This window comes from Mumia sp. ZJ1417, from assembly GCF_014127285.1.
In the GTDB taxonomy this organism is placed as follows: domain Bacteria; phylum Actinomycetota; class Actinomycetes; order Propionibacteriales; family Nocardioidaceae; genus Mumia.
In genome coordinates, this window is sequence record NZ_CP059901.1 from 478,472 (window position 1) to 502,244 (window position 23,773).

Consider the following 23,773-nt stretch of genomic DNA (forward strand, 5'->3'; position numbering starts at 1 on the left):
CCCGTTCGCCACGGTGCGGACGGTTCATCGTACGGGCAGCATCGTCCGGGTGCCAAAGCCGGGGACGGGGTGTGGGGGCACTCCGGCACACTGGGGCTCGTGATCGACATGTCGCCGGACCGCTTCGCCGAGCTCGTCGAGCAGGCCTTCGACGCGCTGCCTGAGGACCTGACCGGGCTGCTCGAGAACGTCGTGCTCCTCATCGAGGACGACGCCCCCGACGACGACCCGACGCTGCTCGGCCTCTACGACGGCATCCCTGTCACCGAGCGGACCTCCGCGTACGGAGGGGTGCTGCCGGACCGGATCACGATCTACCGCAACCCGACGCTCGCGATCTGCGACGTCGAAGAGGACGTGATCGAAGAGGTCGGGATCACCGTCGCCCACGAGATCGCGCACTACTTCGGCATCGACGACGACCGGCTGCACGAGCTGGGGTACGCATGAGGGGTTTCGACAGGCTCAACCAGCGGCTGGGTTTCGACAGGCTCAACCAGCGGCTGGGTTTCGACAGGCTCAACCAGCGGCTGGGTTTCGACAGGCTCAACCAGCGGCTGGGTTTCGACAGGCTCAACCGGCGGCTGGGTTTCGACAGGCTCAACCGGCGGCTGGGTTTCGACAGGCTCAACCAGCGGCTGGGTTTCGACAGGCTCAACCAGCGGCTGGGTTTCGACAGGCTCAACCAGCGGCCCGCTCGTGTGATCCGTGCCGACGAGCGGAACGAGACACGGCGCGACGGCATCACGACGCGGCACTCGTTCTCGTACGGGGACCACTACGACCCCGACAACGTCGCGTTCGGTCCGCTCCGCGCGGTGAACGAGGAGCGCCTCGACCCGGGTGCCGGGTATGCCAGCCACCAGCACAGCGACGTCGAGATCGTCACCTGGGTGCTCGACGGGGCGCTCGCGCACGAGGACTCAACGGGCACACGTGGCGTGATCCGGCCCAGTGAGGTGCAGCACGTCAGCGCCCGCACCGCTGTCGAGCACACGGAACGCAACGCGTCGGAGACCGAGCCGCTGCGCTTCCTGCAGATGATGGTCGCGCCCTCCGCCGACGAGCTCGCGGATCCCGACCCCGGCGCGCCCACGTACCGGCAGTGGGACCTCCAGGGTGCGCGCGGCTACCTCCTCGACGTGCTTCGGCTGCGCGACGGCGTCACGCTCCACGCCGCGTTGCTCGACGTGGGCGACGTGGTCGCGCTCCCCGAGGACGGCCTGGTCTACCTGCAGGTCACGCGGGGTTCTGTCGACGTGGCCGGGACCGTGCTCGACGCGGGTGACGCAGTCCGCGCGTCCAGCGCGGGGCCGTTGGGGGTGAAGGCGCTCGCGTCGTCCGAGATACTGGCGTGGCACTTCGCTGAGCCTGCACCGGCACCGAACCAGGAGCACCCCTGATGGCCACCGTCCTCGTCCTCAACGGCCCCAACCTCAACCGCCTCGGCCTGCGCGAGCCGACGATCTACGGCGACCGGACGTACGACGACCTGGTCGCGCTGTGCCACGCGGCGGGCGCCGAGCTTGACCTCACGGTCGAGGTGCGGCAGACCAACAGCGAGGCCGAGATGATCGGCTGGCTCCACGACGCCGCCGACGCCGGTCACCCCGTCGTCATCAACGCCGGCGCGTGGACCCACACGTCGGTCGCCATCCGCGATGCCGCGGCGATGCTCACTGCGCCGATGATCGAGGTGCACATCTCCAACGTGCACACGCGCGAGGAGTTCCGGCACCACTCCTACCTGTCGGGCGTCGCGACCGGCGTGATCGTCGGGCTGGGGTTCGAGGGCTACGTCGCGGCGCTGCGCTACGTGGCGTGATCTTGACAATCGGGACACCCGTATAGCGGGTGTCAGGGGTCGTGCATACCCTGAGGTGCGTGAGCGACCTCGTGGGACACGCGACACACGAAGACGCCGTGCGCAGGCTCAAGGCCTCGTACGACGCCATCCCTGGCGGTGCACCGGTGCGGCTGGCCAAACGCACCACCAACCTCTTTCGCCCTCGGGACGCGACCGACGCCCCCGGCCTGGACGTCTCGGGCCTGACGGGCGTGGTGAGCGTCGACATCGACCCCGCCACCGGCGAGGCCACCGCCGACGTCCAGGGCATGTGCACCTACGAAGACCTCGTGGCGGTCACGCTGGCCCGCGGCTACATCCCGTACGTCGTGCCGCAGCTGCGCACGATCACGCTCGGCGGTGCGGTCACCGGTCTCGGCATCGAGGCCACGTCTTTCCGCAGCGGGCTGCCGCACGAGTCTGTCGTCGAGATGGACGTCTTCACCGGCGCCGGCGAGGTGGTCACGTGCAGCCGTGAGGAGCACAGCGACCTGTTCCTCGCCTTCCCCAACTCGTACGGGACGCTCGGCTACACGACGCGCATCCGCATCCTCCTCGAGAAGGCGCCGCCGTTCGTGCGCCTGCGTCACCTGCGCTTCGACGACCCGGACTCGGCGGCCGACGCGATCGCACGGATCGTCGACGCGCGAAGCCACGACGGCGTACGGGTCGACGCGATCGACGGGACGGCGTTCTCGCCCGGCGAGGTGTTCCTGACGCTGGCGGAGTTCACGGACGAGCCACAGCAGGTCAGCGACTACACCGGACAGCAGATCTACTACCGCTCGATCGCCGAGCGGACCACCGATGCGCTGACCATGGCGGACTACCTCTGGCGCTGGGACACCGACTGGTTCTGGTGCAGCGGCGCGTTCGGTGCACAAAATCCGTTGATCCGGCGGGTGTGGCCACGGAAGCATCGGCGCAGTGACGTGTTCCAGCGGATCGTCGGCCTCGACACCAAGTACGCGATCGCCCACAAGCTCGACGTGCTCAAGCGCAACGGCATCGAGAAGCGTGAGCGGGTCATCCAGGACATCGAGGTCTCCGTCGACCGGCTCGCGGAGTTCCTCACCTGGTTCGACGAGGCGGTCGGCATGCGTCCCGTCTGGCTGTGCCCGCTGCGGCTGCGCGAGCCAGGTGGCCCTGGCAGCGCGACCCGTTGGCCGCTCTACCCGCTCGAGCCGGGCACGACGTACGTCAATGTCGGGTTCTGGGGCACCGTCGCGGTCCCTGGCGACGCACCGGCGGGCCTGGTCAACCGCCGTGTCGAGCACAAGGTCCACGAGCTGGGCGGCCACAAGTCGCTCTACTCGGAGGCGTTCTATGACGCGGAGACGTTCGCCGACCTCTACAACACCCCGCACCTCACCGAGGTGAAGACCACCTACGACCCCAAGGACCGGCTGACCGGGCTGTACGAGAAAGCGGTGAAGCGTCGATGACTGTGACGACCAGACCCACCATGACGATCGGCGAAGCGCTCGAGGTCCTCTTCCAAGGCGATGACCTCGCCTTCCACTTCGAGGCGTACGACGGCAGCTCCCTCGGCCCGCCCGACGCGACCATCCGGGTGCGTCTGGAGAACGAGCGCGGACTTTCGTACATCATGAGCGCACCCGGCGACCTCGGGTTCGCCCGCGCCTACGTCACCGGCGACCTCGTCATCGAAGGCGCCCATCCCGGCGACCCGTACGACGCGCTGGTGCTGCTCATGGAGAAGACCCGGCTGCGCGCGCCGAGCGTGGCCGACACGCTGAAGGTGGTCCGGGCGCTGGGCGTCTCCCACCTGCTCCCGCCGCCGGCCCCACCGCAGGAGTCGCTGCCTCGTTGGCGTCGAGCGCTCGAGCACCTCCGCCACTCCAAGGCACGCGACGCCGAGGTGATCCACCACCACTACGACGTCTCCAACCGCTTCTACGAGCTGGTCCTCGGACCGTCGATGACATACACGTGTGCCGTCTTCCCCAAGGCCGATGCGAGCCTCGAGGAGGCGCAGTTCGAGAAGTACGACTTGGTCTGCCGCAAGCTCGATCTCCAGCCCGGGCAGCGCCTGCTCGACATCGGGTGCGGGTGGGGCGGCATGGTGCGCCACGCGGCCAAGCACTACGGCGTGACGGTCATCGGTGCGACCCTGTCCGAGCAGCAGGCGCTCTGGGCCCAGGAGGCGATCGCGCGCGAGGGGCTGTCCGACGTCGCCGAGGTGCGGTTCTCCGACTACCGCGACATCACCGAGACCGGATTCGACGCGATCAGCTCGATCGGCCTCACCGAGCACATCGGTGTCCACAACTACGCGTCCTACTTCGGGTTCATCCGCGACCACCTCAAGGTCGGCGGCCGGCTGCTCAACCACTGCATCACGCGGCCGGACAACCGGGCGCGGGCGACAGCGGGACAGTTCATCGACCGGTACGTCTTCCCCGACGGCGAGCTGACCGGCTCCGGGCGCATCATCACGTCGGTGCAGGACGCGGGGCTCGAGGTGCACCACGAGGAGAACCTGCGGCTCCACTACGCGATGACGCTGCGCGACTGGAACCGCAACCTCAAGGACAACTGGGACGAGGCCGTCGCCGAGGTGGGGGTCGGCACCGCCCGGGTGTGGGGGCTCTACATGGCCGGCTCGCGGATCGGCTTCGAGCGCAACAACATCCAGCTCCACCACGTGCTGGCGACCAAGACCGCGCCTGACGGTTCGAGCGACTTCCCGCTGAGGCCGACCTGGGGGAGCTGATCCGGCGGTACGCTCACGGGCGTGACGGACTCCTCGGACCTGCCAGGCAACGCGACAGCGCACGACGTCATCGGCGTCGTGCGCTTTCGTCTCGAGCGGCTTCCTTCGTACGAGCAGCGCTTCGCCCGAGCGATCCGGGCGTACATGTTCTCTCTCGCTGCCGTCCTCTTGGTGGCGCTCGGCATGCTTGCCCTGGTCCCGGTGCTCGGACTCGTGGCGCTGTGGCTTTCGGTGCTGCTCCTGATGGTCGGCGTCGTGCCCGCCTACGCGCTCGTCTCTTCCCGTCGCTTCCGTGCGGGCCTGCCACGCGTTGGCGGTCCGGACGTGGCGTTGGCCGTACGACGCTCCGGCATCGACGTCTCGTGGCCCGACCTGGGCCCCGCACGGCTCGCGTCCTTGACGTGGGGCGACCTCACGAACCTCGGTCAGCGTGGTCCCCTGCGCGGCACGTCGGTGCTGCGGATCCGGACGCACCGCAGGCCTGCCGGGTCGTGGACGCGCGTCGCCTACCTGCCGCAGGACCTTCTCGACACCCCGATCGACCTGATCGTGCGGGACGTGCAGGCCCTCGTCGGTGGCGCGGTGCGCACCTGACGCACGCCCGTACGAACGGATCTTGAGGGATTGTGCCCAGTCCGTGGGCGCAATCCCTCAAGACCTGTCAGGCGGTCGGGACCAGCTCGCGCTCGCCCGTCCGCTCCGGGCGACGCAGGGCGCCGAGGCGCTTGTCGAGCAGCACCAGCGCCGCCGGCAGCAGGACCAGCCGGACGATCGTGGCATCGACCAGGATCGCGACCGAGAGCCCGACGCCCATCTGCTTCATCTCGAGCATCGACAGCGTGGCGAAGACGGCGAACACCGACACCATCACCGCAGCCGCGCTCGTGACTACGCTCGCCGTCTCCCGGACTCCGTACTCGACCGCGAGCCGCGTCGACAGTCCGCGGCGCATCCCCTCACGCACGCGGCTCATCACGAAGACGTGGTAGTCCATCGAGAGCCCAACCAGGATCACGAAGCAGAACAACGGCACCCAGTCCACGAGGAAGCCCGGCGACGTGAAGTTGAGCATCCCTTCGGCCCAGGTGTTCTGGAAGACCAGCGTCATCACGCCGAACGCGGCGCCGACGGAGAGCAGGTTGAGGCCCGTCGTGAGCAGCGCGACCGTCCCGCTGCGGAACACTGTCCACATCATCAGCATCGTCAGGAGCAGCACGAACCCGACGACGAGCGGGAGCGCGTCGCGCTGGGCGTCCTGCGAGTCCATCGTCTCGGCGACGTCGCCGCCGACGACCCACTTGACCCCGTCGAGATCGTCGAGTGCGGCCGGGATCGCGGTCTCGCGGAGCGCGGTGACCGCGTCCTCGTTGCCCTCGTCGCCCTCGTGACCGACGGCGGTCAGCCGCAGGACGGAGGTGCGCCCGTCGTCCGAGACCACGACCGGGTTCGCTTTGGCGGCGAGCCCGTCTGACTGCGCCTGGGCTCCCAGCGACTCGAGCGCGGTGCTCACCGCAGCCGTGTCGGCGGAGTCACCCCGCGCGACGACCTCGAGCGTCGGACGCTCGGCCGGGAAGTGCTCCTGCACCTTCTGGAACGTCGCGACGGCCGGCAGGCCCTGCGGGAGGGTGTCGATCGTGCCCTGGTGCAAGGTCATGCCGAGCGCGGGAGCCGAGAGCGCGACGAGTGCGCCGAGGGACACGGCGAGCGATGTCTTCGGGTGCGCCAGGACCGGGTTGATGAGGCGTTTGCTGATGCCGCCCGTCCCGATGCGGCGGTTGAGGCGCCACAGGCCGGGGACACGCGGACGGTCGACCCAGCGGCCGAGCTTCGCGAGCAGCGCCGGCAGCACGGTCACGGACCCGACCATCGCCACGGCGACGACGAGCATCGCGCCGATGGCAAGACCGGCGAAGACGGTGTCGCGGGTCAGGAGCAGACCGGACATCGCGACGATCACGGCGAAGCCGGCGACGATGATGGCGCGCCCGGATGTCGCCGCGGCGATCTCGATCGCGTCGATCGTGGTGGCACCCTTGAGCCGCTCCTCGCGCTCGCGCTTGAGGTAGAACAGCGAGTAGTCGACGCCGACCGCCATGCCGATCATGAGAATCACGCTCGCGACCGTCCCCGAGTCGGGCACGAGCACGGACACCACCGCGTACAGGCCCATCGCGGTCAGCACGCACGAGAACGCGAGCGCGACCGGGATCGCGGCGGCGATCAGGGCGCCGAACGCGACGATCATGATGAGGAACGTGATCGGCAGGCTGCGCATCTCACCGGAGGAGAGGTCCTCACCAACACGCTCGTCAACCTGCGTCCCGATGGACTCGCCGCCGGTCTGCGCGATGTCGAGGGCGGGGTTCGCCGCGGCGACCTCGGCCGTCGAGTCCTGCAGCGCCTCGACCGTGGAGTCGAGGTCGTCGACACCCTTCTCGAGCGTCAGGGGTACGAGCATCGCTGAGCCGTCCTCGGCCCACACGGGCGGCCCGACTGCCTCGACGTGTGCGACGCCCTCAGCGCCGACACGCAGCGACTCGTACGCCTGCTCGGCGGCCGTACGATCGAGCGCTCCGCTGTCGGCGGTGATCAGGACGACCTCGCTCGGCGCCTGCTCGAGCCCGGCGTCGCGGATCATCTCCGCCGCGCGGCCGGACTCGCCGATGCCGTAGTCGTCGTCGGACATGCTCTGCATCGGCACCACGGCCATGAGCGCGATCGCGCCGACGACCAGGGTCAGCCACAGCCCGAGCGCGCGCCACGGACGGGTCGCGCTCCAGCGAGCGACACGCACGACCGGCGAGCGGCGCGTGGGACGAATGCCCTGCCTGTGCGGAGGTGGTGCGGTGGTAGTCATAATGACCTCTCGGTTCGTCTGGATCCGTCGCTCATGACGATTCCGTCTCGCGCGCTCCGGATCAGGGGGGCGAGGTCCCGGACCGAGGTGGTGCTAGGTCCACTGTCCGCAGCGCGACGTCGACGCACAGTGGGAGCATGACGACGACAGCGGACCCAGGAGTGACGATGAGCTTGTCCACGGCGATACCCGAGACGTACGCCCCGTCCGGGCGAACGTCACGGTTCGCGCTGACCGGGCTCGCGCTGGTCTATCTCGTGCTGGGGATCCCGACGCTGGTCACCTTGATCGTGATCACCGTGGCGATCCCTCTCGGCGTCCTCGGCGTGGGGCTGGCGGTGCTCGCGGCATTCGTCCCGTTCCTGCGCCAGCTGGCCAACGTGCACCGCTACTTCGCGTCGCAGGTGCTGCGGACGACGGTCGTGAGCCCGTACCACGAGCGTGAGTCGAGCGGCGTCAAGATCCTCGTGAAGGACTGGGCGCGTGACCCCGCGCGATGGCGCGATCTCGGCTGGGCCTACGCGTCGTCGACGATCGGCTGGATCCTCTCGCTGATCCCGGTTGTGCTCCTGCTCGGTGTCATCTGGTACTTGATCTTCCCGTTCATCTACTGGGTCACGCCCAAGGGCGTCTTCGACATGGAGCTGGGTCTCGTGCAGATCGACGACCAGGCCTCGTCGTTCTCGATGTGGATCCTGGCGGGGATCGTGGCCCTCATGTGGTGGTTCCTGACGCCGCCGGTGAGCCGGTTGCGCGCTCGGATGGACCTGGCTCTGCTGTCCCCGACGCGCGCCGAGCTGGAGAAGCGTCTCGCCGAGGTGTCGGCGTCCCGTACGGAGACGATCGACCACTCCGCTGCCGAGCTGCGGCGCATCGAGCGCGACCTGCACGACGGAGCTCAGGCGCGGCTGGTGTCGCTCGGGATGAGCCTCGGGCTCGCCGAGCAGCTGATGCGGACGGACCCGGAGGCTGCCGCGCGGCTGATCGAGGAGGCGCGGGCGACGACGACGTCCGCACTCGGTGACCTTCGGTCGGTCGTGCGCGGGATCCATCCGCCGGTGCTCGCCGACCGCGGTCTCGTCGGGGCCGCCCAGGCGCTCGCGCTCGACATCGCGGTGCCGACGTCGTTCGCGGCGGTCGTGCCGGGACGGGCGCCGGAGCCGGTGGAAACCGCGATGTATTTCGCGGTCGCCGAGGCGCTCGCGAACGTGGTCAAGCACGCGCACGCGAGTGCCGCCTCGGTCGACCTCTCGTACGACGGTGAGCGGCTGCGCGCGGTCGTCGCGGACAACGGCAGCGGTGGTGCGGACCCTGCTGACGGGACGGGTCTTGCGGGGGTGGCTCGCCGATTGACAGCGTTCGACGGCACGATGGTGGTCGAGAGTCCCCGCGGGGGACCGACCGTCGTCACCATGGAGCTGCCGTGCGCGTTGTCATCGCCGAAGACCTCGCCCTCCTCCGGGACGGCCTGACGCGCCTGCTCGAGGCGAACGACTTCACGGTGGTGGCGGCGGTCGACAACGCGCCGTCGCTCGCCAAGGTGCTGCGAGAGGTCGACGTGGACGTTGCGGTCGTGGACGTACGGATGCCCCCGACGTTCACCGACGAAGGGTTGCGGACGGCGATCGAGGCGCGTGCCCTGCGGCCGGGGCTGCCCGTGCTCGTGCTGTCGCAGTACGTCGAGCAGCTGTACGCTCGCGAGCTGCTGTCGTCGGGCGAAGGGGCGGTCGGCTACCTGCTGAAGGATCGTGTGGCTGACGTCGAGCGGTTCGTCGACGGCGTACGGCAGGTGGCCGCCGGCGGCACGGTGCTCGATCCGGAGGTGGTGTCGGTGCTGCTGTCGAAGGCAGCCGCGAACCGTCCGGTCGACAGGCTCACCGACCGCGAGCGCGAGGTGCTCGGCCTGATGGCTGAGGGACGCTCCAACGCGGCGATCGCGGCGCGGCTGTTCGTGACGGAGAAGGCGATCTCGAAGCACACCAACTCGATCTTTGCCAAGCTCGACCTCCCGGTCTCGGAGGACGACAACCGTCGCGTACTCGCCGTCCTGGCATATCTCCAAGGCTGACCCCCTCCCGGGTCACTCTCTGCGCGCCGCGGGTCACTGTCTTGCGCTCGCGGGTCACTATGCGCGCGACGACGATGGGGCCATGAGTGGCGAGACCCGTACGTACTGGTTCGTGCCGTTTCGTGTTCGGGGCACGGAGACCCTCGAGGCGTGGTTCGAGGAGATGGCGCGTCAAGGGTGGGTCGCTGACCGCTTGGGCTTCCTCAGCGCCGTCCGGATGGAGCTGAGGTGGCGCAAGGGCGGGCGGAACTACCGCTATGTGATCGACCCGCGGCGCTTCCCTGACGCGCCCGAGGACTCGCTGATCGCCTCGGCAGGATGGGAGGACGTCGGCACGCTGAACGGCAAGGACGTCTGGCGCGCCCCGTACGAGGGTGCGCGGCCCGACCTGTTCGTCGACGAGTGACCCGGGGCGGCCAGAGAGTGACCCGGGGCGGCCAGAGAGTGACCCGGGGCGGGCGGAGAGTGACCCCGGGGCGCTAGGAGAGGTCGACGATGACGGGGGCGTGGTCGGACGCGCCCTTGCCCTTGCGCTCCTCGCGGTCGATCGACGCACCGGTCACCCGGCCGGCGAGCGCGGGCGAGCACAGCGCGAAGTCGATCCGCATGCCCTCGCGGCGCGGGAAGCGCAGCTGTGTGTAGTCCCAGTAGGTGTACGTCCCGGGGCCGGGCGTGTGCGGCCGGGCCACGTCGGCGTAACCGGTGTCCTCGAACGCGGCGAACGCCTCGCGCTCGAGCTTGGAGACGTGGGTCTTGCCCTCGAACTTCGCCATGTCCCAGACGTCCTCGTCGTGGGGCGCGATGTTCCAGTCGCCCATCAGTGCGATCTGCGCCTGCGGGTCGTTCGCCAGCCAGCCGGCGGCGTCCTCGCGCAGCTGGCGCAGCCACTGGAGCTTGTAGACGTAGTGCGGGTCCTCGAGCGTGCGCCCGTTGGGCACGTAGAGCGACCAGATGCGTACGCCTCCGCACACCGCGGAGATCGCGCGCGCCTCGGCGGCTGCTGGGTCGCCCCAGGTCGGCATGTCGGCGAACCCGACCTGGACGTCCTCGAGGCCGACGCGCGAGATGATCGCGACGCCGTTCCACTGTGAGAGGCCGTGGTGCGCGACCTCGTAGCCCGTACCGATCAGCGGCAGCTCGGGGAACTGGTCGTCACGGCACTTCGTCTCCTGGATCGCGAGCACGTCGACGTCACTGCGCTCGAGCCACGCGGCGACGCGGTCGATGCGCGAACGGATGGAGTTGACGTTCCAGGTGGCGATCCGCATGAGTACGACCGTACCGGGAGGGTCGGACGGCTCCTCAGGTCGGCCGATCAGCCACCGGCCGATGCGTATGATCTGCCGTAAAGCCACTAAGGGACGGGAGGATCTGCGGCATATGCCCGAGCAGAGCGAAGGATCAATGACCTCGCGAGCGATCAAGGTCCTCATCGTCGATGAGCGACCGCAGACCTCGACCGCGCACGAGGAGATGCTGCGCCGCGTCGTCCAGGAGCTCGAGCGCATCGACGTACGGACGGAGTTCGCGCCGAGCCCCGATGACGCCGTGCTGCGGGTCGCGTCGGACGCGTCGCTGTGCGCCGTCATCGCCGACGCGGGCGGCGACTCCGACCAGCACGAGGCGCACGTCGACCCGAACCGCCTCGCCACCTTCCTCGCCGGAGTCCGGGCGCGCAACGCCGACCTCCCCGTGTTCGTGATGACGGGCACGCGTGGCGCCGACTCGCTCGACACGGCCGTGCTGCGCGAGGTGGACCAGCTGATCTACCTCCTCGACGACACCCCGTCGTGGATCGCCGGCCGCATCCGCAACGCGGCCGAGCGCTACCGCGAGGACGTGCTCCCGCCGATGTTCGGGGCGCTCGTCCGCTTCGCGCGCAAGCACGAGTACTCCTGGCACACCCCGGGCCACGAGGGCGGCGCCGCGTTCCTGCGCTCGCCCGCGGGCAGGGCGTTCTGGGAGTTCTTCGGCGAGCAGACGTTCCGCTCCGACCTCTCGGTGTCGGTCCGCGAGCTCGGCTCGCTGCTCGACCACTCCGGCCCGATCGGTGAGGCGGAGCGCCGCGCAGCCTCGATCTTCGGCGCCGACATGACTTACTTCGTCACGAACGGCACCTCCACCTCCAACCGGGTGCTGCACCAGGCGTCCGTCGTCGCGGGCGACGTGATGGTCCTCGACCGCAACGCGCACAAGTCGATCGAGCAGGCGGCGACGCTCACCCACGGCGTCCCGGTCTATCTCACGACGACCCGCAACCACCTCGGCATCATCGGCCCGGTGCCGCCGACCGAGCTCACGCGCGAGGCCGTCGCCGCGAAGCTCGCCGCGTCCCCGCTGGTCGAGGACGCCACCGCCGCCCCGGTGATCGCGATGATCACCAACTCCACGTACGACGGGCTGCTCTATCACGTGCCGACCGTCGAGCGGACGCTCGGCGAGCACATCGACAGGCTGCACTTCGACGAGGCCTGGTACGGGTACGCAGCGTTCCACCCGATCTATGCCGAGCGCTTCGCGATGCACACCGGCGAGCGCCCTGCGGACGGTCCGACGACCTTCGCCACGCAGTCGACGCACAAGCTCCTCGCGGCGCTGTCGCAGGCCTCGTACCTGCACGTCCGCAACGGGCGCAACCCGGTCGAGCACGACCTCTTCAACGAGGCGTACATGATGCACGCGTCGACGTCCCCGCTCTACTCGATCATCGCCTCCAACGACGTGTCGGCGGCGATGATGGCCGGACGTGGCGGGCCGTTGCTGACCGGCATCTCGATCCAGGAGGCGGTCGCGTTCCGCCGTACGCTCGCGCGGGTGGCCGCCGAGACGCCGGACGACGACTGGGCACTGGTCCCGTGGCAGCCGGAGACGGTCACGCAGCCCGACGGCGCGAAGGTGCGCTTCGAGGATGCCGACGAGGAGTGGCTCCGCTCGTCGCCGGAGCCGTGGCTGCTGCGCGAGGACGAGAAGTGGCACGGCTTCGACCTGCCCGACTCGTACGCGATGCTCGACCCGATCAAGGTCTCCGTCGTGACGCCGGGGGTGAACGAGGACGGGACCCTCGCGGAGTTTGGCGTGCCGGCGCCGATCCTGTCGGAGTACCTCGAGCAGCAGGCGTCGATCGTGGTCGAGAAGACGCAGTCGTACTCGATCCTGCTGCTGTTCTCGATCGGCGTGACACGCGGCAAGTGGGGATCGCTGGTCACGACGCTGATGTCGTTCAAGCGCGACCTCGACGTGAACCGCTCGCTGGAGCAGGTGCTGCCTGCGACGTTCGCGCGCGACCCGCGCCGCTATGCGGGTATGGGGCTGCGCGACCTCGCCGAGGAGCAGCACGCGACTATCGGCCGTACGAGGCTGCTGGCCCTGCAGCGCGAGGCCTTCGGCGCGCACCCCGTCCCGGTGACGACGCCGGCGCGAGCGTACGCGCACGTGGTCCGCGGGACCGTCGACGCGGTGCCGCTCGATGCGCTCGCCGACCGTACGCTCGCGATCGGCCTCGTCCCGTACCCGCCGGGGATCCCGCTCGTCATGCCGGGCGAGTCGGCGGGGCCGGACGACGGGCCGTTCCTCGCCTACCTGCGGGCGCTGGAGGAGTTCGACCAGCGGTTCCCGGGGTTCGAGCACGAGACGCACGGCGTGGAGGTCGTGGACGGACGGTACGTGGCGCGCTGCGTGCGGGACTGACGTCGCCGAGCGGGTGGCGCCGTCACCGGCACGAGCGCAGCGAGGCGTCGAGCGCCGACATGAGCTGCGCGGTGCGGCTCTTGCCGACCGGTGGGGCGGGATAGCGGCTCAGGACCTCGATGAGCACCGGCGTCGCCCGCTCCCGGGCCTGCACGAGCACCGCCTCCGCCGCATCGGGATCGCCGCCCGCGCCGATCTCGGCGATGCGTGCGGCGTTCGCGGCGGCACGGAGGAGGTGGCCGACCTGGTGCGCCTTGGCAATCGGGTGCAGATACGCGGCCGAGGCCGCGTCGCCGGCGGCCTGGGCGGCGAGCCGGGCGGACTCGGTGGACGCCACCTTCGCCGCACGGTGAGCGTCCATCGACGTGACGCGCTGGAGCCTGGACCGGCGGGCGCCGTTCACGAACTCCCACGCGGCATCGAGCGCAGTGCGAGGTCGGGGATCGTGGGGGTGAGCCTCCTCGAAAACGGGAAGGACCGCTTCGGCGGTCTCGGCCACGAAGCGCGCGACGACGCGCAGCTCGTCGATGGTCAGGTCGAAGTCGCCAGTCGCCGTCGTCACGCGGTCGATCCTCTCCGAGGACGTGCGCGTACGCCAACACCCGGAGAATGAGCGCGCGAAGTGTCCGGGTGGCCCGCTAGCGTGCTGAGCATGACTCTCTCCGTGGGCATGGTCACCGTCGACAGTCTTGATGCGCTTGCGCTGGGGAGGTGGTGGGCCGAGCAGGTGGGCGGCGAGGTCGTCCAGGAGAACGAGGGCTGGTTCGTCGTCGTGGCCGTCCCCGGTGCGCCGGTCCAGCTCGCCTTTCAGAAGGTCGAGCGTCCGACGCCCGGCAAGAACAAGATGCACCTCGACCTGGTCGCGACCGACCTCGACGCCGAGGTCTCGCGGCTCGAGGCGGCCGGCGCGGACAAGGTGTCCGACCAGACTATGGAGACCGGCTTCCGTTGGGTGACCTTGGCCGATCCAGAGGGCAACTACTTCGACGTGGCACAGGCTGAGAGCTGAGCGGTTGTGTGGGGTGACCTCTGACCTAAAGTAGGTACGTACCTACGTCGGAGGTGAGTCGATGACCACGATGACCGCGCGCGATTTCAATCGCGACGTCAGTGCGGCCAAACGCGCCGCTGAGGAAGAGCCCGTCATCATCACCGACCGCGGGCGACCGTCGCACGTGTTGATGACCATCGAGGAGTACGAGCGCATCGTGGCGCCGACGCGCTCCGCCCTCGACTGGCTGGCCATGGAAGAACCGGTCGTCGACTTCGACCCCCAGCCCATGCACTTCGGGGCAAAGATCCCCGAGCTATGACCTTCATCCTCGACACAAACGTCGTCAGCGAGGTGCGATTCGGCGATCGCATGGATGCCCGGGTTCGCGCGTGGCTCGAGAACGTCCCCGATCATGAGTGCCACCTGAGTGCCATCACCGTCTTCGAACTTGCCCACGGCGTGGCAAGGATCGAGCGACTAGATAGTGCGCAGGGGCGGCGGCTTCGCGAGTGGTTCGAACGCCAGATCGTTGCGTACGAGGCGCGGATCCTCCCGATCGACCTTCCTGTCGCGCGCGAGACCGCGCGATTGCACGTGCCCGATCCTCGGCCGGAGCGCGACGCCTTCATCGCCGCCACCGCGATAGTCCACGGCATGACCGTCGTCACCCGCAGCGTCGCGGACTTTTCTCCGCTGGGCGTGCCCGTGGTCAATCCGTGGGAGTGACTGCGGGCGCTCCCGGTTAGCCCGGCGCGGGTGGAGCCGAAGTCAGTCCGCCGGCATCTGCTCGTCGACGAGCCTCTCGTCGTGGTCCGCGCCGCCGGTGCGATAGACCGCGCGTCCGAGCATGTGCGCCGCGACGGGAGCGGTGAGCAGCTGGAAGACGGCGACGAGCACGAGGAGGCCGAGGTCGCTCCACGCCTCCATCCGGAGCCCGATCCCGAGCAGGATGAGCAGCAGCCCGAGCACCTGAGGCTTTGTGGCAGCGTGCATCCGGCTGAACAGGTTGTTGAATCGCGCGATGCCGATGGCGGCGATCAGCGCGAGGAAAGCGCCGGACAGCAGGCAGAACGCCGAAGCGATGTCGAGGGCGAGTCTCATCGGGATCCCTCCGTACCGTCGATGCGCTCGGGATCGGACTCGTCAGGCTCGTCGCTCGTGGCGAAGCGCGCGATGCTCACCGAGCCGACCATCCCGACCAGAGAGAGGACGACCAGGATCGGGAGCGTGTCGGTGTGGCGGTTGTACGCCGCCTCGACACCGAGCCCGCCCACGAGCACGGCGACGAGCACGTCGATCGCGACTGCACGGTTGGGCATCGATGGTCCGAGGGCGGCACGGACCACCGCGAGGACGGCAGCGATCCCGAGCATGCCTCCGGCCACCCACGCGACCACGGTCATCCAGGTCATCGGAACCCACCTTCCGGGCGCGGCTGCTCGATCCGGGCGATGTCCTCGGCGTTGCCGAGTGCGCGTACGACCCGCTCCTCCTCGTCCCAGACGCGTTGTCGTGCAGCCTCGACGTCGGCCTGGCTGCGGGTCTCGAGCACGTGGATCTGCAGGGTCCACGTGCTCCTCGATGCCTCGATCAGGAGGCTGCCGGGGACCAGCGACACGATCTCGGAGGTGAGCATGAGGGCGAGCTCGCTGCGGGTCCGCATCGGCACGACGAGCACCGCGTTGACCGGCTGGTAGCCGAAGCGCATCACGATGGTCGCGACCTGAACGCTCGACGCGACCAGATCACGGAAGAACGCGTACACCAGGATGAGGAGCCGCCACGGGTGCACCCGGCCGTGGAACTCGATCGGCGGCAGCGGAAAGACCCGGATGATCGCGACCGCGATGAGGGCCCCGGCGAGGATGTTGCCGACGGTGAACTCACCCCAGAGCAGCACCCAAACGAGCGTGAGCCACAGCACGACGGGCCACTGAAGGGCGCGGCGCGCCTGGGTGCGACGAGAGGCGTCGTTCGCGTCGTTCGCGTCGCTCACTCGGCACCTCCTGACCCGCGCGGGACGATGGATCCTGCCACGCTGCCGTCGTTGAGGACGGTCTCGATGTACGGGTCGCGATCGCGCAGCTCCTCGGCCGCGCGCTCGGTGATCCCGAACAACGGCCCGGCAAGCAGGGTGAGCGCCGTGCCGAGCGCGACCAGCGTCAGCGTCGGGGTGACCATCGCGCGAGGGAGCGAGCGTACGGACGTCGCGACCGTGTCACCCCACGGCTCGCCCGACTTCGTGCCGGAGCTGGGGACGGACTCGGTGAGCTCGTCGGGTTCCTCCGTACGAGGCCGCCAGAACGCGCGGTTCCATGTCTTCGCCACCGCGTACAGGGTGAGGAGGCTGGTGAGGATCGAGGCCGCCACGACCAGGTACGCGAGCCAGCCTGCCCGGTCGACCCCCGCCTGGACGAGGGCGACCTTGCCGAGGAAGCCAGAGAACGGAGGGATGCCGGAGAGGTTCATCGCCGGCAGGAAGAACATCAGCGCAAGCACCGGGGCGGCCTTCGCGAGACCGCCGAGGTGCTCCAACGACGTCGAGCCGCCACGGATCTCGATCAGGCCCGTGACCAGGAAGAGCGTGGTCTGGATCGTGATGTGGTGGACGATGTAGAAGATCGCGCCCGCGAGCCCCAGGTCGGAGGCGACCGCGACCCCGAACATCATGTAGCCGATGTGGCTGACGAGGGTGAACGAGAGCATACGTTTGATGTCGGACTGCGCGATGGCGCCGAGGATGCCCACGAACATCGTCAGCAGCGCGGCCCACAGCAGCAGGTCCGACAGCGGGCTGTCCGGGAAGAGCAGCGTCTGCACGCGCATGATCGCGTACACGCCGACCTTGGTCAGCAGGCCCGCGAACACCGCCGTCACGGGTGCGGGTGCGGTCGGGTAGGAGTCGGGGAGCCACGCCGACAGCGGGAAGACGGCGGCCTTGATCGAGAACGCGGTGAGCAGCATGAGCTGCAGGACGATGCGGACCCCCTCGGGGACCTCCTGCAGCTTGACCGCGAGATCGGCCATGTTGACCGTGCCGGTCGCCGCGTAGACGCCCGCGATCGCGATGAGGAACACCATCGACGACAGCACCGACACGACAACGTACGTCGTCCCGGCGCGCACCCGTGGCCCGGTGCCGCCCAGGGTGATGAGCACGTAGCTCGCCGCCAGCAGGATCTCGAACCCGACGTACAGGTTGAAGAGGTCGCCCGACAGGAAGGCGTTGGAGACTCCCGCCGACAGGACGAGGAACGTCGGGTAGAACACCGACAACGGCGTGTCGCGACCGAACTCGATGATGCCCTGGCCCACGGAGTACGCGAGGACGCACAGCGTCACGATCGCCGAGACGAGCAGCAGCAAGGCGGACAACCGGTCGGCGACCAGCACGATGCCCATGCGGGCGGGCCAGCCCCCGACGTACACGACCTGCGGGCCGTCCCGGTCGGCTGCCCACAGCAGGACGCCCGCGACCGCGACGATGATCGAGAGGGTCGTGAAGCTGATGACGCGCTGGGCGCGGGCGTTCTGGCCGAGCGCGAGGCACACCCCGGCGCCGAGCAGCGCCAGCACGACCGGCAGCGGGATCAGGAAGGACATCGCGGAGTCGGCGGTCATCGCTCGACCTCCTCGGTGTCGGCGCCTTCCTCGTCCGGAGCTCCGCCACCTTCCTCGTACGATTGTGACGCCTCGTCGAGCTCGGCCAGCCGCATGATGAGGCGGTCCTCCATGTCGTCCTGGACTTCGTCGTGCCCCTGCAGCTGCCACGACCTGTACGCCATGGCGAGCAGGAACGACGCGACGCCGAGGGTGATGACGATCGCGGTGAGCACCATCGCCTGCGGGAGCGGGTCGCTCATCGGGGACGGGTCGGACTCGTCGACGATCGGGGCACGGCCGGGTGCGCCGGAGGCCACGATGAAGATGAGGTTGACGGCGTTGCCGATCAACAGGGTGCCGACGACGATGCGGGTCAGGCTTCGCTCGAGCAGCAGTGTCACGCCGCAGGCGAAGGTCACACCGATGACAATGACGAGAACCAGGTTGACGGTCATCGGACGCCTCCCGTCAGCGGCTCGATCTCAGGGTCGGTGTAGGAGCCCGGTAGCTCGGGATCGGCGTCCCCGGTCTCGATGTCGGCGTCGATCCCGCCGCCGAGGCTGCGCAGGACGTCGAGCATGAGACCCACGACCACGAGATAGACGCCGAGGTCGAAGAAGAGCGACGTGACCAGCTTGATGTCGCCGATCGCGAACAGGTGGAACTTGACGATCGCGCTCTGGAAGACCTGGCCGCCGAACGCCAGCGGCGCGAGCGCGGACACGGTCGCGACCGAGAGGCCGAGTCCGAGGACCCGTCCGGCGTCGACCGGCGCCGCTTCGTCGAGCTCGTACCGTCCGCCGGCGAGGTAGCGGACCATCAGTGCGAGGCCGGCCATCAGACCGCCGGCGAAGCCGCCGCCCGGACCGTTGTGGCCGGAGAAGATCAGCCACACGGAGAACAGGATGACCGTGTGGAAGATCAGCCGCGTGACGATCTCGAAGACGATCGAACGTCGCTCCGGGGCGAGCGTACGGCCCGCGCGCAGCCAGCGACCGGTCGAGTGCCCCTCGGGCAGCGGGGCGGCAGGGCTCTGCGCCCCACCGCGACCGGTGATGAGGAAGATCAGCGAGGCGACACCGGTGGCGGCCACCACGAGGACCGACAGCTCGCCCATCGTGTCCCAGGCGCGGATGTCCACGAGGGTCACGTTCACGATGTTGTGGCCTCCGCCGTACTCGACGGCGCTCTCGGCGAACGCGACCGAGATCGGGTCACCGATCCGGACGCCGGCGGTGGCGAGTGCGATCGCGGAGGCGAAGGCCCCGGAGAGGGCGCCGATTCCCACCCGGATCCAGCGGGCGCGGGTGAGTGGACGGTCGGAGAAGTACGGGGCCATGCGGCGCAGCACCAGCACGAACACGACCAGCGTCACCGTCTCCACGAGCACCTGGGTCAGCGCGAGATCGGGTGCGCCGTGAAGGAGGAAGAGCATCGCCGTGCAGTAGCCGGCCACCCCCGCGAGCAGGACGGCCTTGAGCCGGCGACGCGACCGGACGGTGAGCACGGCCGCGACACCCAGCAGGATCGCGACGACCGCCTGCGCCGCGGAGTCGAACCACACGACGTCCTCGGTCCACGTGCGGTTGAGTGCGAGCGCAGTGCCGGGGATCAGCAGGACGACTACGAGGATCGAGCCGAGGTAGAAGGGCAGCGAGCCGCGCTGCGTACGACCGGTGACCTCGACGGCGAGCCGGTCGGTGTTGCGCATGATGCCCTCGTACGCCCGCTCGGCCGACGGCATCCAGGGCGCGGCGGGGACGAGCGCACGGCGCTGCTGCCAGGTGAAGAGCGCGATGCCGCCGAGGACCGCGATTACGGACAGGCCGAGGGCAGGGGAGAACCCGTGCCAGAGGGCGAGCTCCGCGTGGTGGTCGCCCTCGGGGAACTGGTGGTCGTACCCCGCCCACAGCTTGGTCAGACCGCTGCCGAAGAACGCGAGCACGAGCGAAGCCGAGGCGAGGAGCGCGGTCGGCGTCGCGAACCCGGCAGGCACAGGGACCAGGTTGGCGGGCTGGTCGACGCCCGGCTTGTCGCCGAAGACACCCCACACGAAGCGCAACGTGTACGCCATGGTGAGCAGCGAGCCGAAGACCAGCCCCGCGAGCACGAGAGAGCCGGCGACCGGTCCGATCCCGGTGCCGTCGCCGGTCGAGACCACGTCAACGAATGCGCCGTACACCGACTCCTTGGCGACGAACCCGAGCATCGGCGGGATGCCGGCCATCGAGGCCGCCGCGAGCACGGTGAAGCCGAAGAGCCAGGGCATCGCGGGGCGCAGCCGCGACAGCTTGCGCAGGTCGCGGGTGTGAGCCGAGTGGTCGACGATGCCAACGACCATGAAGAGCGCCGCTTTGAACAGGGCGTGGGCGACGACCATCGCGACGCCGGCGAGCGCGGCTGCACGGGTGCCGAGCCCGACCACGGCGACGAGGAAGCCGAGCTGGCTCACCGTCCCGTACGCGAGGAGCAGCTTGACGTCGTGCTGCCCGAGCGCGCGCAGGCCACCGACGATCATCGTCAGCACGCCGAGCACGAGCAGCGTCGGCCGCCACAGGGCGGCGTCGGCGAACGCGGGGGCCATCACGGCGACGAGGAAGACGCCGGCCTTCACCATCGCGGCCGCGTGCAGGTAGGCGCTCACCGGCGTCGGAGCGGCCATCGCGCCGGGGAGCCAGAAGTGGAACGGCACCAGCGCCGACTTGCTGAGCGCGCCGATCAGCACGAGGGCGATCGCGGTGGCGGTCGCGGCGCCGGTCGGGGAGAGCGCCATGATCGCGTCGATGCGGTACGACCCTGCGTCCTGCCCGAGCATGATGAGGCCGACCAGCATCGCGAGGCCGCCGAAGGTCGTCACGATCAGCGCCGTCATCGCCGCGCGACGGTTGGCGACACGCTCGGGGTTGTGGCCGACGAGGATGTAGGAGAAGACGGTAGTGAGCTCCCAGAACACGTACAGGAGCAGCACGTCCCGAGACAGCACGAGGCCGAGCATGGAGCCGGCGAACGCCGTGAATGCGCCGGAGAAGCGCCAGAGCGCGGGATCGTACGAGCGGAAGTACCAGGTGCAGTAGAAGAGGACCAGCGCGCCGACGCCCGTGACGAGCAGGGCCAGGGTCCAGCTCAGCGTGTCGAGCCGAAGCCCGATCTCGAGGCCGATCGTGGGCACCCACTCGTACGTCTCGGTGAGCGTGCCCGCGTCGGGGCCGGTGACCTCAGGCCCCTGCAGAAGGAGCCAGACGAAACTTGCGCCGGGGACCAGAGCGAGGAGGAGGAAGGCGTGCCGGTCGAACGTACGGACGAGCGCAGGAGCGGCTGCTGCGGCGACCAGGTGGGCGAGCAGGAGGAAGAGCATCAGGTCGAGATCAGCTCGCCGAGCTCTTCTTCACGACACGGTTGTAGACCATCAGGGTGAGGACGGCGCCGATGATCGAGCCGATCCACCCCGCCGGGCCGAAGCCCTTGTCACGATCCCAGAAGGGGAGGAGGCCGAGGATCACGCCGAAGACCACCGAGCCGACGACGCCGAGAACGAGTGTCTGCACGAGGGACATCGCGTCTTTGCCGGGGACGATCGCGCGGGCGATGAACCCCGCGACCAGGCCGATCACCAGGAACCCGATGATGCTGAGGATGAATCCCATCCGACCCGCCTCCTTCGCCTCAGGGGCATTCTAAAGGTTGGGGGTGGGTGCCGGCCCGCCCGCCTCCGAGCGGCACCGCCTGTCGTGACACTTTTCACCCGGTCCGGTCCCAGGCTCACAGGCCGCTCACAGGATCTCCTCAGGCGGGTTCAAGCAGGATCGGCGATGGTTGAACCTGATGACCTCACCGCGTACTTCCGACCGGCTGCTCGTCGTCGACGACGACGCGAGCATCCTCGACCTGCTTGCCTCCAGCCTGCGCTTCGCCGGGTTCGAGGTGGTGACGGCCACCGACGGGCGTACGGCCCTCGAGATGGCGACCACGGACCCGACCCTCGACCTGATCGTGCTGGACGTGATGATGCCCGGGCTCGACGGCTTCGAGGTGGTGACGCGGCTGCGCCGCGAGCACCGCGACATCCCCGTCATCTTCCTCACCGCCCGGGATGCCCCGGCGGACCGCGTCAACGGGCTCACCGCCGGCGGCGACGACTACCTGGTGAAGCCGTTCAGCCTCGACGAGCTCGTCGCACGCGTCCACGCCGTGCTGCGGCGAACACGCCGCACCCGCGAGGAGACCGTGCTGCGGTTCGCCGACCTGGAGATGGACACCGACAGCCACGAGGTCCGCAAGGACGGCGAGGTCGTCGACCTCTCGCCGACGGAGTTCAAGCTGCTGCGCTACTTCCTGCTCAACAGCGGCCGCGTCCTGAGCAAGCAGCAGATCCTCGACCACGTCTGGAACTACGACTTCGGCGGGGACGGCAACGTCGTCGAGACCTACGTCTCGTACCTGCGCCGCAAGATCGACACCACCGAGCCGCGGCTGCTGCACACCGTGCGCGGCGTCGGGTACGTGCTGCGTCGGCCCCGATGAAGCGTCGCTCCGCCCTGGTCACAAGGTGGCGCGCCGTCCCGCTGCGCGTCCAGCTGGCTGCGCTCGCCGTCGCGATGGTGACGCTCGCGCTGGTGTTGAGCGCCGTCGCCACCCATGTCGTCCTGGAGCGTTCGCTCGTCGACCGCGCGGACACCGAGCTCGTGACGCAAGGGCGCGGCTTCGCCGATCGTCCGCCGCCGCGGCGGATCATCGAGGACGGTGCGGCGCTGCCGTCGCGCTTCTTCGTCCAGCGCTTCGCGTCCGACGGGACCTCGTTCGACCCCCAGGTGGACCCGCGCCTCGAGAGGGATGACTACCCCGACCTTCCGGACCCGGCGACCGACGACATCACGTACAACGAGCCCTTCACGATCTCCGCAGCGGACGGCAGCCCGCCGTGGCGCGTGGTCTTCTTCGAGGGCTCGGACGGGGGTACGGTCGCCGTCGCGGTCGACCTCACGGACGTGACCGAGACACTCGAGCGGCTGCGCTGGATCGAGCTGGCGATCGCCGTCACCGTCCTCGTCGCGGTGGCCGCGATCAGCTCGTGGCTCGTCGCGCGCAGCCTGCGCCCCCTCATACGGGTGGAGCGGACCGCGGAGGCGATCGCCGGGGGCGACCTCGGCGCGCGGGTTCCGATGGATGCCGACCCGAGGACCGAGGTGGGTGCGCTCGCGTCGTCGCTCAACACGATGCTCGGCCACATCGAGAAGGCGGTCGACGACCGCGAGCGCGAGGCCGTACGGGCAGGTGAGGAGGCGCGCAGGGCGGAGGAGTCCGAGCGCCGGATGCGTCGCTTCGTCGCCGATGCGAGCCACGAGCTGCGGACGCCGCTGACGTCGATCCGGGGGTTCGCCGAGCTGTACGCCCAGGGGGCGGCGACCGACGAGGCGACCACGGACCGGTTCATGGCGCGCATCCGTCAGGAGGCCGATCGCATGGGCATCCTCGTAGAGGACCTGCTGCTGCTCGCCCGCCTCGACCAGGAGCGCCCGCTCCGCCGTGACCCTGTCGACCTGCGGACCCTGGTGCGTGACGCGGTCGTCGATGCGCGCGCCACGCAGCCGGATCGGCCTGTCGCCGAGCCCGCCGCCGGCCCGCCGGTCATCGTCGAGGGCGACGAGGCGCGCCTGCGGCAGGTGATCGCGAACCTCGTCGGCAACGCGCTGGTGCACACGCCGCCCGAGGCGGAGCTGCGCGTCGATGTTCGTGCGGAAGGAGACGAGGGCGTCCTGATCGTCTCCGATGACGGGCCCGGGCTCGACGAGGAGTCGGCCGCGCACGCGTTCGAGCGCTTCTACCGCGCGGACGAGGCCCGTAGTCGGCAGGACGGAGGCTCGGGGCTGGGCCTCGCGATCGTCTCGGCCCTGGTGGCGGGCCACGGCGGTCGGGTCTCTCTCGACACCGCCCCTGGGGAGGGCGCGACGTTCACCGTACGGATCCCGCTGGCACGGTGAGCG

Annotated in this window: 25 protein-coding genes; 15 read left to right on the forward strand and 10 right to left on the reverse strand. The window is 69.5% G+C overall.

Going from position 1 to position 23,773, the window contains the following annotated elements:
- Nucleotides 1–108 precede the first annotated feature (108 nt).
- From H4N58_RS02235 to H4N58_RS02260, 6 genes are read left to right on the forward strand one after another with little or no spacing between them, the layout of a single operon-like run.
- The gene (locus tag H4N58_RS02235; protein WP_167002283.1) at nucleotides 109–450 is read left to right on the forward strand and encodes a metallopeptidase family protein; all 342 of its coding nucleotides are present in this window, start codon (nucleotides 109–111) and stop codon (nucleotides 448–450) included.
- The gene (locus tag H4N58_RS02240; protein ID WP_208322835.1) at nucleotides 447–1,403 is read left to right on the forward strand and encodes a pirin family protein; all 957 of its coding nucleotides are present in this window, start codon (nucleotides 447–449) and stop codon (nucleotides 1,401–1,403) included. The genes H4N58_RS02235 and H4N58_RS02240 overlap by 4 nt, the downstream gene beginning before the upstream one ends.
- Entirely contained in the window at nucleotides 1,403–1,825 is a 423-nt protein-coding gene (aroQ, locus tag H4N58_RS02245) for a type II 3-dehydroquinate dehydratase (protein ID WP_167001350.1), read from the forward strand. Before H4N58_RS02240 ends, aroQ begins: the two co-directional genes overlap by 1 nt.
- Nucleotides 1,826–1,884: 59 nt before the next feature.
- The gene (locus tag H4N58_RS02250) at nucleotides 1,885–3,291 is read left to right on the forward strand and encodes an FAD-binding oxidoreductase (protein WP_243842863.1); all 1,407 of its coding nucleotides are present in this window, start codon (nucleotides 1,885–1,887) and stop codon (nucleotides 3,289–3,291) included.
- Nucleotides 3,292–3,311: 20 nt separating this feature from the next.
- A complete protein-coding gene (locus H4N58_RS02255) occupies nucleotides 3,312–4,583 on the forward strand; it encodes a cyclopropane-fatty-acyl-phospholipid synthase family protein (protein ID WP_167001351.1) in 1,272 nt (423 codons plus the stop codon).
- Between the two features lie 21 nt (nucleotides 4,584–4,604).
- Nucleotides 4,605–5,177, forward strand: coding sequence for a hypothetical protein (locus H4N58_RS02260; RefSeq protein WP_167001352.1), 573 nt, complete (start codon nucleotides 4,605–4,607; stop codon nucleotides 5,175–5,177).
- Nucleotides 5,178–5,244: 67 nt separating this feature from the next.
- On the opposite strand, the gene H4N58_RS02265 is transcribed toward H4N58_RS02260, so the two are convergent.
- On the reverse strand, nucleotides 5,245–7,440 hold the full coding sequence (locus H4N58_RS02265; RefSeq protein WP_167249198.1) for an MMPL family transporter: 2,196 nt from the start codon (nucleotides 7,438–7,440) through the stop codon (nucleotides 5,245–5,247).
- A 137-nt stretch (nucleotides 7,441–7,577) separates the two neighbouring features.
- Here H4N58_RS02265 and H4N58_RS02270 point away from each other — a divergent pair, with 137 nt between their 5' ends.
- The 3 genes from H4N58_RS02270 (at nucleotide 7,578) to H4N58_RS02280 (ending at nucleotide 9,914) form a co-directional block, all read left to right on the forward strand.
- Nucleotides 7,578–8,912, forward strand: a complete 1,335-nt coding sequence (locus tag H4N58_RS02270) for a sensor domain-containing protein (protein WP_167249196.1) — start codon at nucleotides 7,578–7,580, stop codon at nucleotides 8,910–8,912.
- Nucleotides 8,864–9,508, forward strand: a complete 645-nt coding sequence (locus tag H4N58_RS02275) for a response regulator transcription factor (protein ID WP_167001355.1) — start codon at nucleotides 8,864–8,866, stop codon at nucleotides 9,506–9,508. The genes H4N58_RS02270 and H4N58_RS02275 overlap by 49 nt, the downstream gene beginning before the upstream one ends.
- A gap of 82 nt (nucleotides 9,509–9,590) precedes the next feature.
- Nucleotides 9,591–9,914 carry a DUF2812 domain-containing protein gene (locus tag H4N58_RS02280; protein WP_167249194.1) on the forward strand — a complete coding sequence of 108 codons (324 nt, stop codon included), beginning with the start codon at nucleotides 9,591–9,593 and terminating at the stop codon, nucleotides 9,912–9,914.
- 73 nt (nucleotides 9,915–9,987) lie between these two features.
- Here H4N58_RS02280 and H4N58_RS02285 read toward each other — a convergent pair whose 3' ends face one another.
- A complete protein-coding gene (locus H4N58_RS02285; RefSeq protein WP_167001357.1) occupies nucleotides 9,988–10,776 on the reverse strand; it encodes an exodeoxyribonuclease III in 789 nt (262 codons plus the stop codon).
- Nucleotides 10,777–10,912: 136 nt separating this feature from the next.
- Here H4N58_RS02285 and H4N58_RS02290 point away from each other — a divergent pair, with 136 nt between their 5' ends.
- Nucleotides 10,913–13,195 carry an Orn/Lys/Arg decarboxylase N-terminal domain-containing protein gene (locus tag H4N58_RS02290; protein ID WP_167249192.1) on the forward strand — a complete coding sequence of 761 codons (2,283 nt, stop codon included), beginning with the start codon at nucleotides 10,913–10,915 and terminating at the stop codon, nucleotides 13,193–13,195.
- A gap of 22 nt (nucleotides 13,196–13,217) precedes the next feature.
- Here H4N58_RS02290 and H4N58_RS02295 read toward each other — a convergent pair whose 3' ends face one another.
- Nucleotides 13,218–13,757 carry a putative immunity protein gene (locus tag H4N58_RS02295; protein ID WP_167249190.1) on the reverse strand — a complete coding sequence of 180 codons (540 nt, stop codon included), beginning with the start codon at nucleotides 13,755–13,757 and terminating at the stop codon, nucleotides 13,218–13,220.
- Nucleotides 13,758–13,847: 90 nt separating this feature from the next.
- On the opposite strand from H4N58_RS02295, the gene H4N58_RS02300 reads away from it, so the two are divergent.
- From H4N58_RS02300 to H4N58_RS02310, 3 genes are all read left to right on the forward strand, one after another.
- A complete protein-coding gene (locus H4N58_RS02300) occupies nucleotides 13,848–14,204 on the forward strand; it encodes a VOC family protein (RefSeq protein WP_167001360.1) in 357 nt (118 codons plus the stop codon).
- Between the two features lie 61 nt (nucleotides 14,205–14,265).
- Nucleotides 14,266–14,508, forward strand: coding sequence for a type II toxin-antitoxin system Phd/YefM family antitoxin (locus tag H4N58_RS02305; protein WP_167001361.1), 243 nt, complete (start codon nucleotides 14,266–14,268; stop codon nucleotides 14,506–14,508).
- Nucleotides 14,505–14,915 carry a type II toxin-antitoxin system VapC family toxin gene (locus tag H4N58_RS02310; RefSeq protein WP_167249189.1) on the forward strand — a complete coding sequence of 137 codons (411 nt, stop codon included), beginning with the start codon at nucleotides 14,505–14,507 and terminating at the stop codon, nucleotides 14,913–14,915. The genes H4N58_RS02305 and H4N58_RS02310 overlap by 4 nt, the downstream gene beginning before the upstream one ends.
- A 42-nt stretch (nucleotides 14,916–14,957) precedes the next feature.
- On the opposite strand, the gene mnhG is transcribed toward H4N58_RS02310, so the two are convergent.
- Genes mnhG through H4N58_RS02345 form a run of 7 tightly spaced genes read right to left on the reverse strand, consistent with a single transcriptional unit; the run spans nucleotide 14,958 to nucleotide 21,436 of the window.
- A complete protein-coding gene (mnhG, locus tag H4N58_RS02315; protein WP_167001363.1) occupies nucleotides 14,958–15,290 on the reverse strand; it encodes a monovalent cation/H(+) antiporter subunit G in 333 nt (110 codons plus the stop codon).
- Nucleotides 15,287–15,601: a monovalent cation/H+ antiporter complex subunit F gene (locus H4N58_RS02320; RefSeq protein ID WP_208322245.1), complete on the reverse strand. Its 315-nt coding sequence runs from the start codon at nucleotides 15,599–15,601 to the stop codon at nucleotides 15,287–15,289. The genes mnhG and H4N58_RS02320 overlap by 4 nt, the downstream gene beginning before the upstream one ends.
- Entirely contained in the window at nucleotides 15,598–16,185 is a 588-nt protein-coding gene (locus H4N58_RS02325) for a Na+/H+ antiporter subunit E (RefSeq protein ID WP_167001364.1), read from the reverse strand. Before H4N58_RS02325 ends, H4N58_RS02320 begins: the two co-directional genes overlap by 4 nt.
- A complete protein-coding gene (locus tag H4N58_RS02330; protein ID WP_243842864.1) occupies nucleotides 16,182–17,810 on the reverse strand; it encodes a Na+/H+ antiporter subunit D in 1,629 nt (542 codons plus the stop codon). Before H4N58_RS02330 ends, H4N58_RS02325 begins: the two co-directional genes overlap by 4 nt.
- Nucleotides 17,807–18,247 carry a Na(+)/H(+) antiporter subunit C gene (locus H4N58_RS02335; protein WP_167001365.1) on the reverse strand — a complete coding sequence of 147 codons (441 nt, stop codon included), beginning with the start codon at nucleotides 18,245–18,247 and terminating at the stop codon, nucleotides 17,807–17,809. The genes H4N58_RS02330 and H4N58_RS02335 overlap by 4 nt, the downstream gene beginning before the upstream one ends.
- Nucleotides 18,244–21,147: a Na+/H+ antiporter subunit A gene (locus tag H4N58_RS02340; protein WP_167249187.1), complete on the reverse strand. Its 2,904-nt coding sequence runs from the start codon at nucleotides 21,145–21,147 to the stop codon at nucleotides 18,244–18,246. The genes H4N58_RS02335 and H4N58_RS02340 overlap by 4 nt, the downstream gene beginning before the upstream one ends.
- A 10-nt stretch (nucleotides 21,148–21,157) precedes the next feature.
- A complete protein-coding gene (locus H4N58_RS02345) occupies nucleotides 21,158–21,436 on the reverse strand; it encodes a GlsB/YeaQ/YmgE family stress response membrane protein (protein WP_167001367.1) in 279 nt (92 codons plus the stop codon).
- A gap of 178 nt (nucleotides 21,437–21,614) precedes the next feature.
- On the opposite strand from H4N58_RS02345, the gene H4N58_RS02350 reads away from it, so the two are divergent.
- The gene (locus H4N58_RS02350; protein WP_167001368.1) at nucleotides 21,615–22,313 is read left to right on the forward strand and encodes a response regulator transcription factor; all 699 of its coding nucleotides are present in this window, start codon (nucleotides 21,615–21,617) and stop codon (nucleotides 22,311–22,313) included.
- Entirely contained in the window at nucleotides 22,310–23,770 is a 1,461-nt protein-coding gene (locus H4N58_RS02355; protein ID WP_167001369.1) for an ATP-binding protein, read from the forward strand. The genes H4N58_RS02350 and H4N58_RS02355 overlap by 4 nt, the downstream gene beginning before the upstream one ends.
- Nucleotides 23,771–23,773: the final 3 nt, after the last annotated feature.

Bases quoted from the DNA above. Each gene is read 5' to 3' on its own strand.
- H4N58_RS02235 (WP_167002283.1), top strand. From the start codon at position 109: ATGTCGCCGGACCGCTTCGCCGAGCTCGTCGAGCAGGCCTTCGACGCG.
- H4N58_RS02240 (WP_208322835.1), top strand. From the start codon at position 447: ATGAGGGGTTTCGACAGGCTCAACCAGCGGCTGGGTTTCGACAGGCTC.
- aroQ (WP_167001350.1), top strand. From the start codon at position 1,403: ATGGCCACCGTCCTCGTCCTCAACGGCCCCAACCTCAACCGCCTCGGC.
- H4N58_RS02255 (WP_167001351.1), top strand. From the start codon at position 3,312: ATGACGATCGGCGAAGCGCTCGAGGTCCTCTTCCAAGGCGATGACCTC.
- H4N58_RS02265 (WP_167249198.1), bottom strand. From the start codon at position 7,440: ATGACTACCACCGCACCACCTCCGCACAGGCAGGGCATTCGTCCCACG.
- H4N58_RS02270 (WP_167249196.1), top strand. From the start codon at position 7,578: ATGACGACGACAGCGGACCCAGGAGTGACGATGAGCTTGTCCACGGCG.
- H4N58_RS02280 (WP_167249194.1), top strand. From the start codon at position 9,591: ATGAGTGGCGAGACCCGTACGTACTGGTTCGTGCCGTTTCGTGTTCGG.
- H4N58_RS02285 (WP_167001357.1), bottom strand. From the start codon at position 10,776: ATGCGGATCGCCACCTGGAACGTCAACTCCATCCGTTCGCGCATCGAC.
- H4N58_RS02290 (WP_167249192.1), top strand. From the start codon at position 10,913: ATGACCTCGCGAGCGATCAAGGTCCTCATCGTCGATGAGCGACCGCAG.
- H4N58_RS02300 (WP_167001360.1), top strand. From the start codon at position 13,848: ATGACTCTCTCCGTGGGCATGGTCACCGTCGACAGTCTTGATGCGCTT.
- H4N58_RS02305 (WP_167001361.1), top strand. From the start codon at position 14,266: ATGACCACGATGACCGCGCGCGATTTCAATCGCGACGTCAGTGCGGCC.
- H4N58_RS02310 (WP_167249189.1), top strand. From the start codon at position 14,505: ATGACCTTCATCCTCGACACAAACGTCGTCAGCGAGGTGCGATTCGGC.
- mnhG (WP_167001363.1), bottom strand. From the start codon at position 15,290: ATGAGACTCGCCCTCGACATCGCTTCGGCGTTCTGCCTGCTGTCCGGC.
- H4N58_RS02320 (WP_208322245.1), bottom strand. From the start codon at position 15,601: ATGACCTGGATGACCGTGGTCGCGTGGGTGGCCGGAGGCATGCTCGGG.
- H4N58_RS02330 (WP_243842864.1), bottom strand. From the start codon at position 17,810: ATGACCGCCGACTCCGCGATGTCCTTCCTGATCCCGCTGCCGGTCGTG.
- H4N58_RS02335 (WP_167001365.1), bottom strand. From the start codon at position 18,247: ATGACCGTCAACCTGGTTCTCGTCATTGTCATCGGTGTGACCTTCGCC.
- H4N58_RS02340 (WP_167249187.1), bottom strand. From the start codon at position 21,147: ATGCTCTTCCTCCTGCTCGCCCACCTGGTCGCCGCAGCAGCCGCTCCT.
- H4N58_RS02345 (WP_167001367.1), bottom strand. From the start codon at position 21,436: ATGGGATTCATCCTCAGCATCATCGGGTTCCTGGTGATCGGCCTGGTC.
- H4N58_RS02350 (WP_167001368.1), top strand. From the start codon at position 21,615: ATGACCTCACCGCGTACTTCCGACCGGCTGCTCGTCGTCGACGACGAC.
- H4N58_RS02355 (WP_167001369.1), top strand. From the start codon at position 22,310: ATGAAGCGTCGCTCCGCCCTGGTCACAAGGTGGCGCGCCGTCCCGCTG.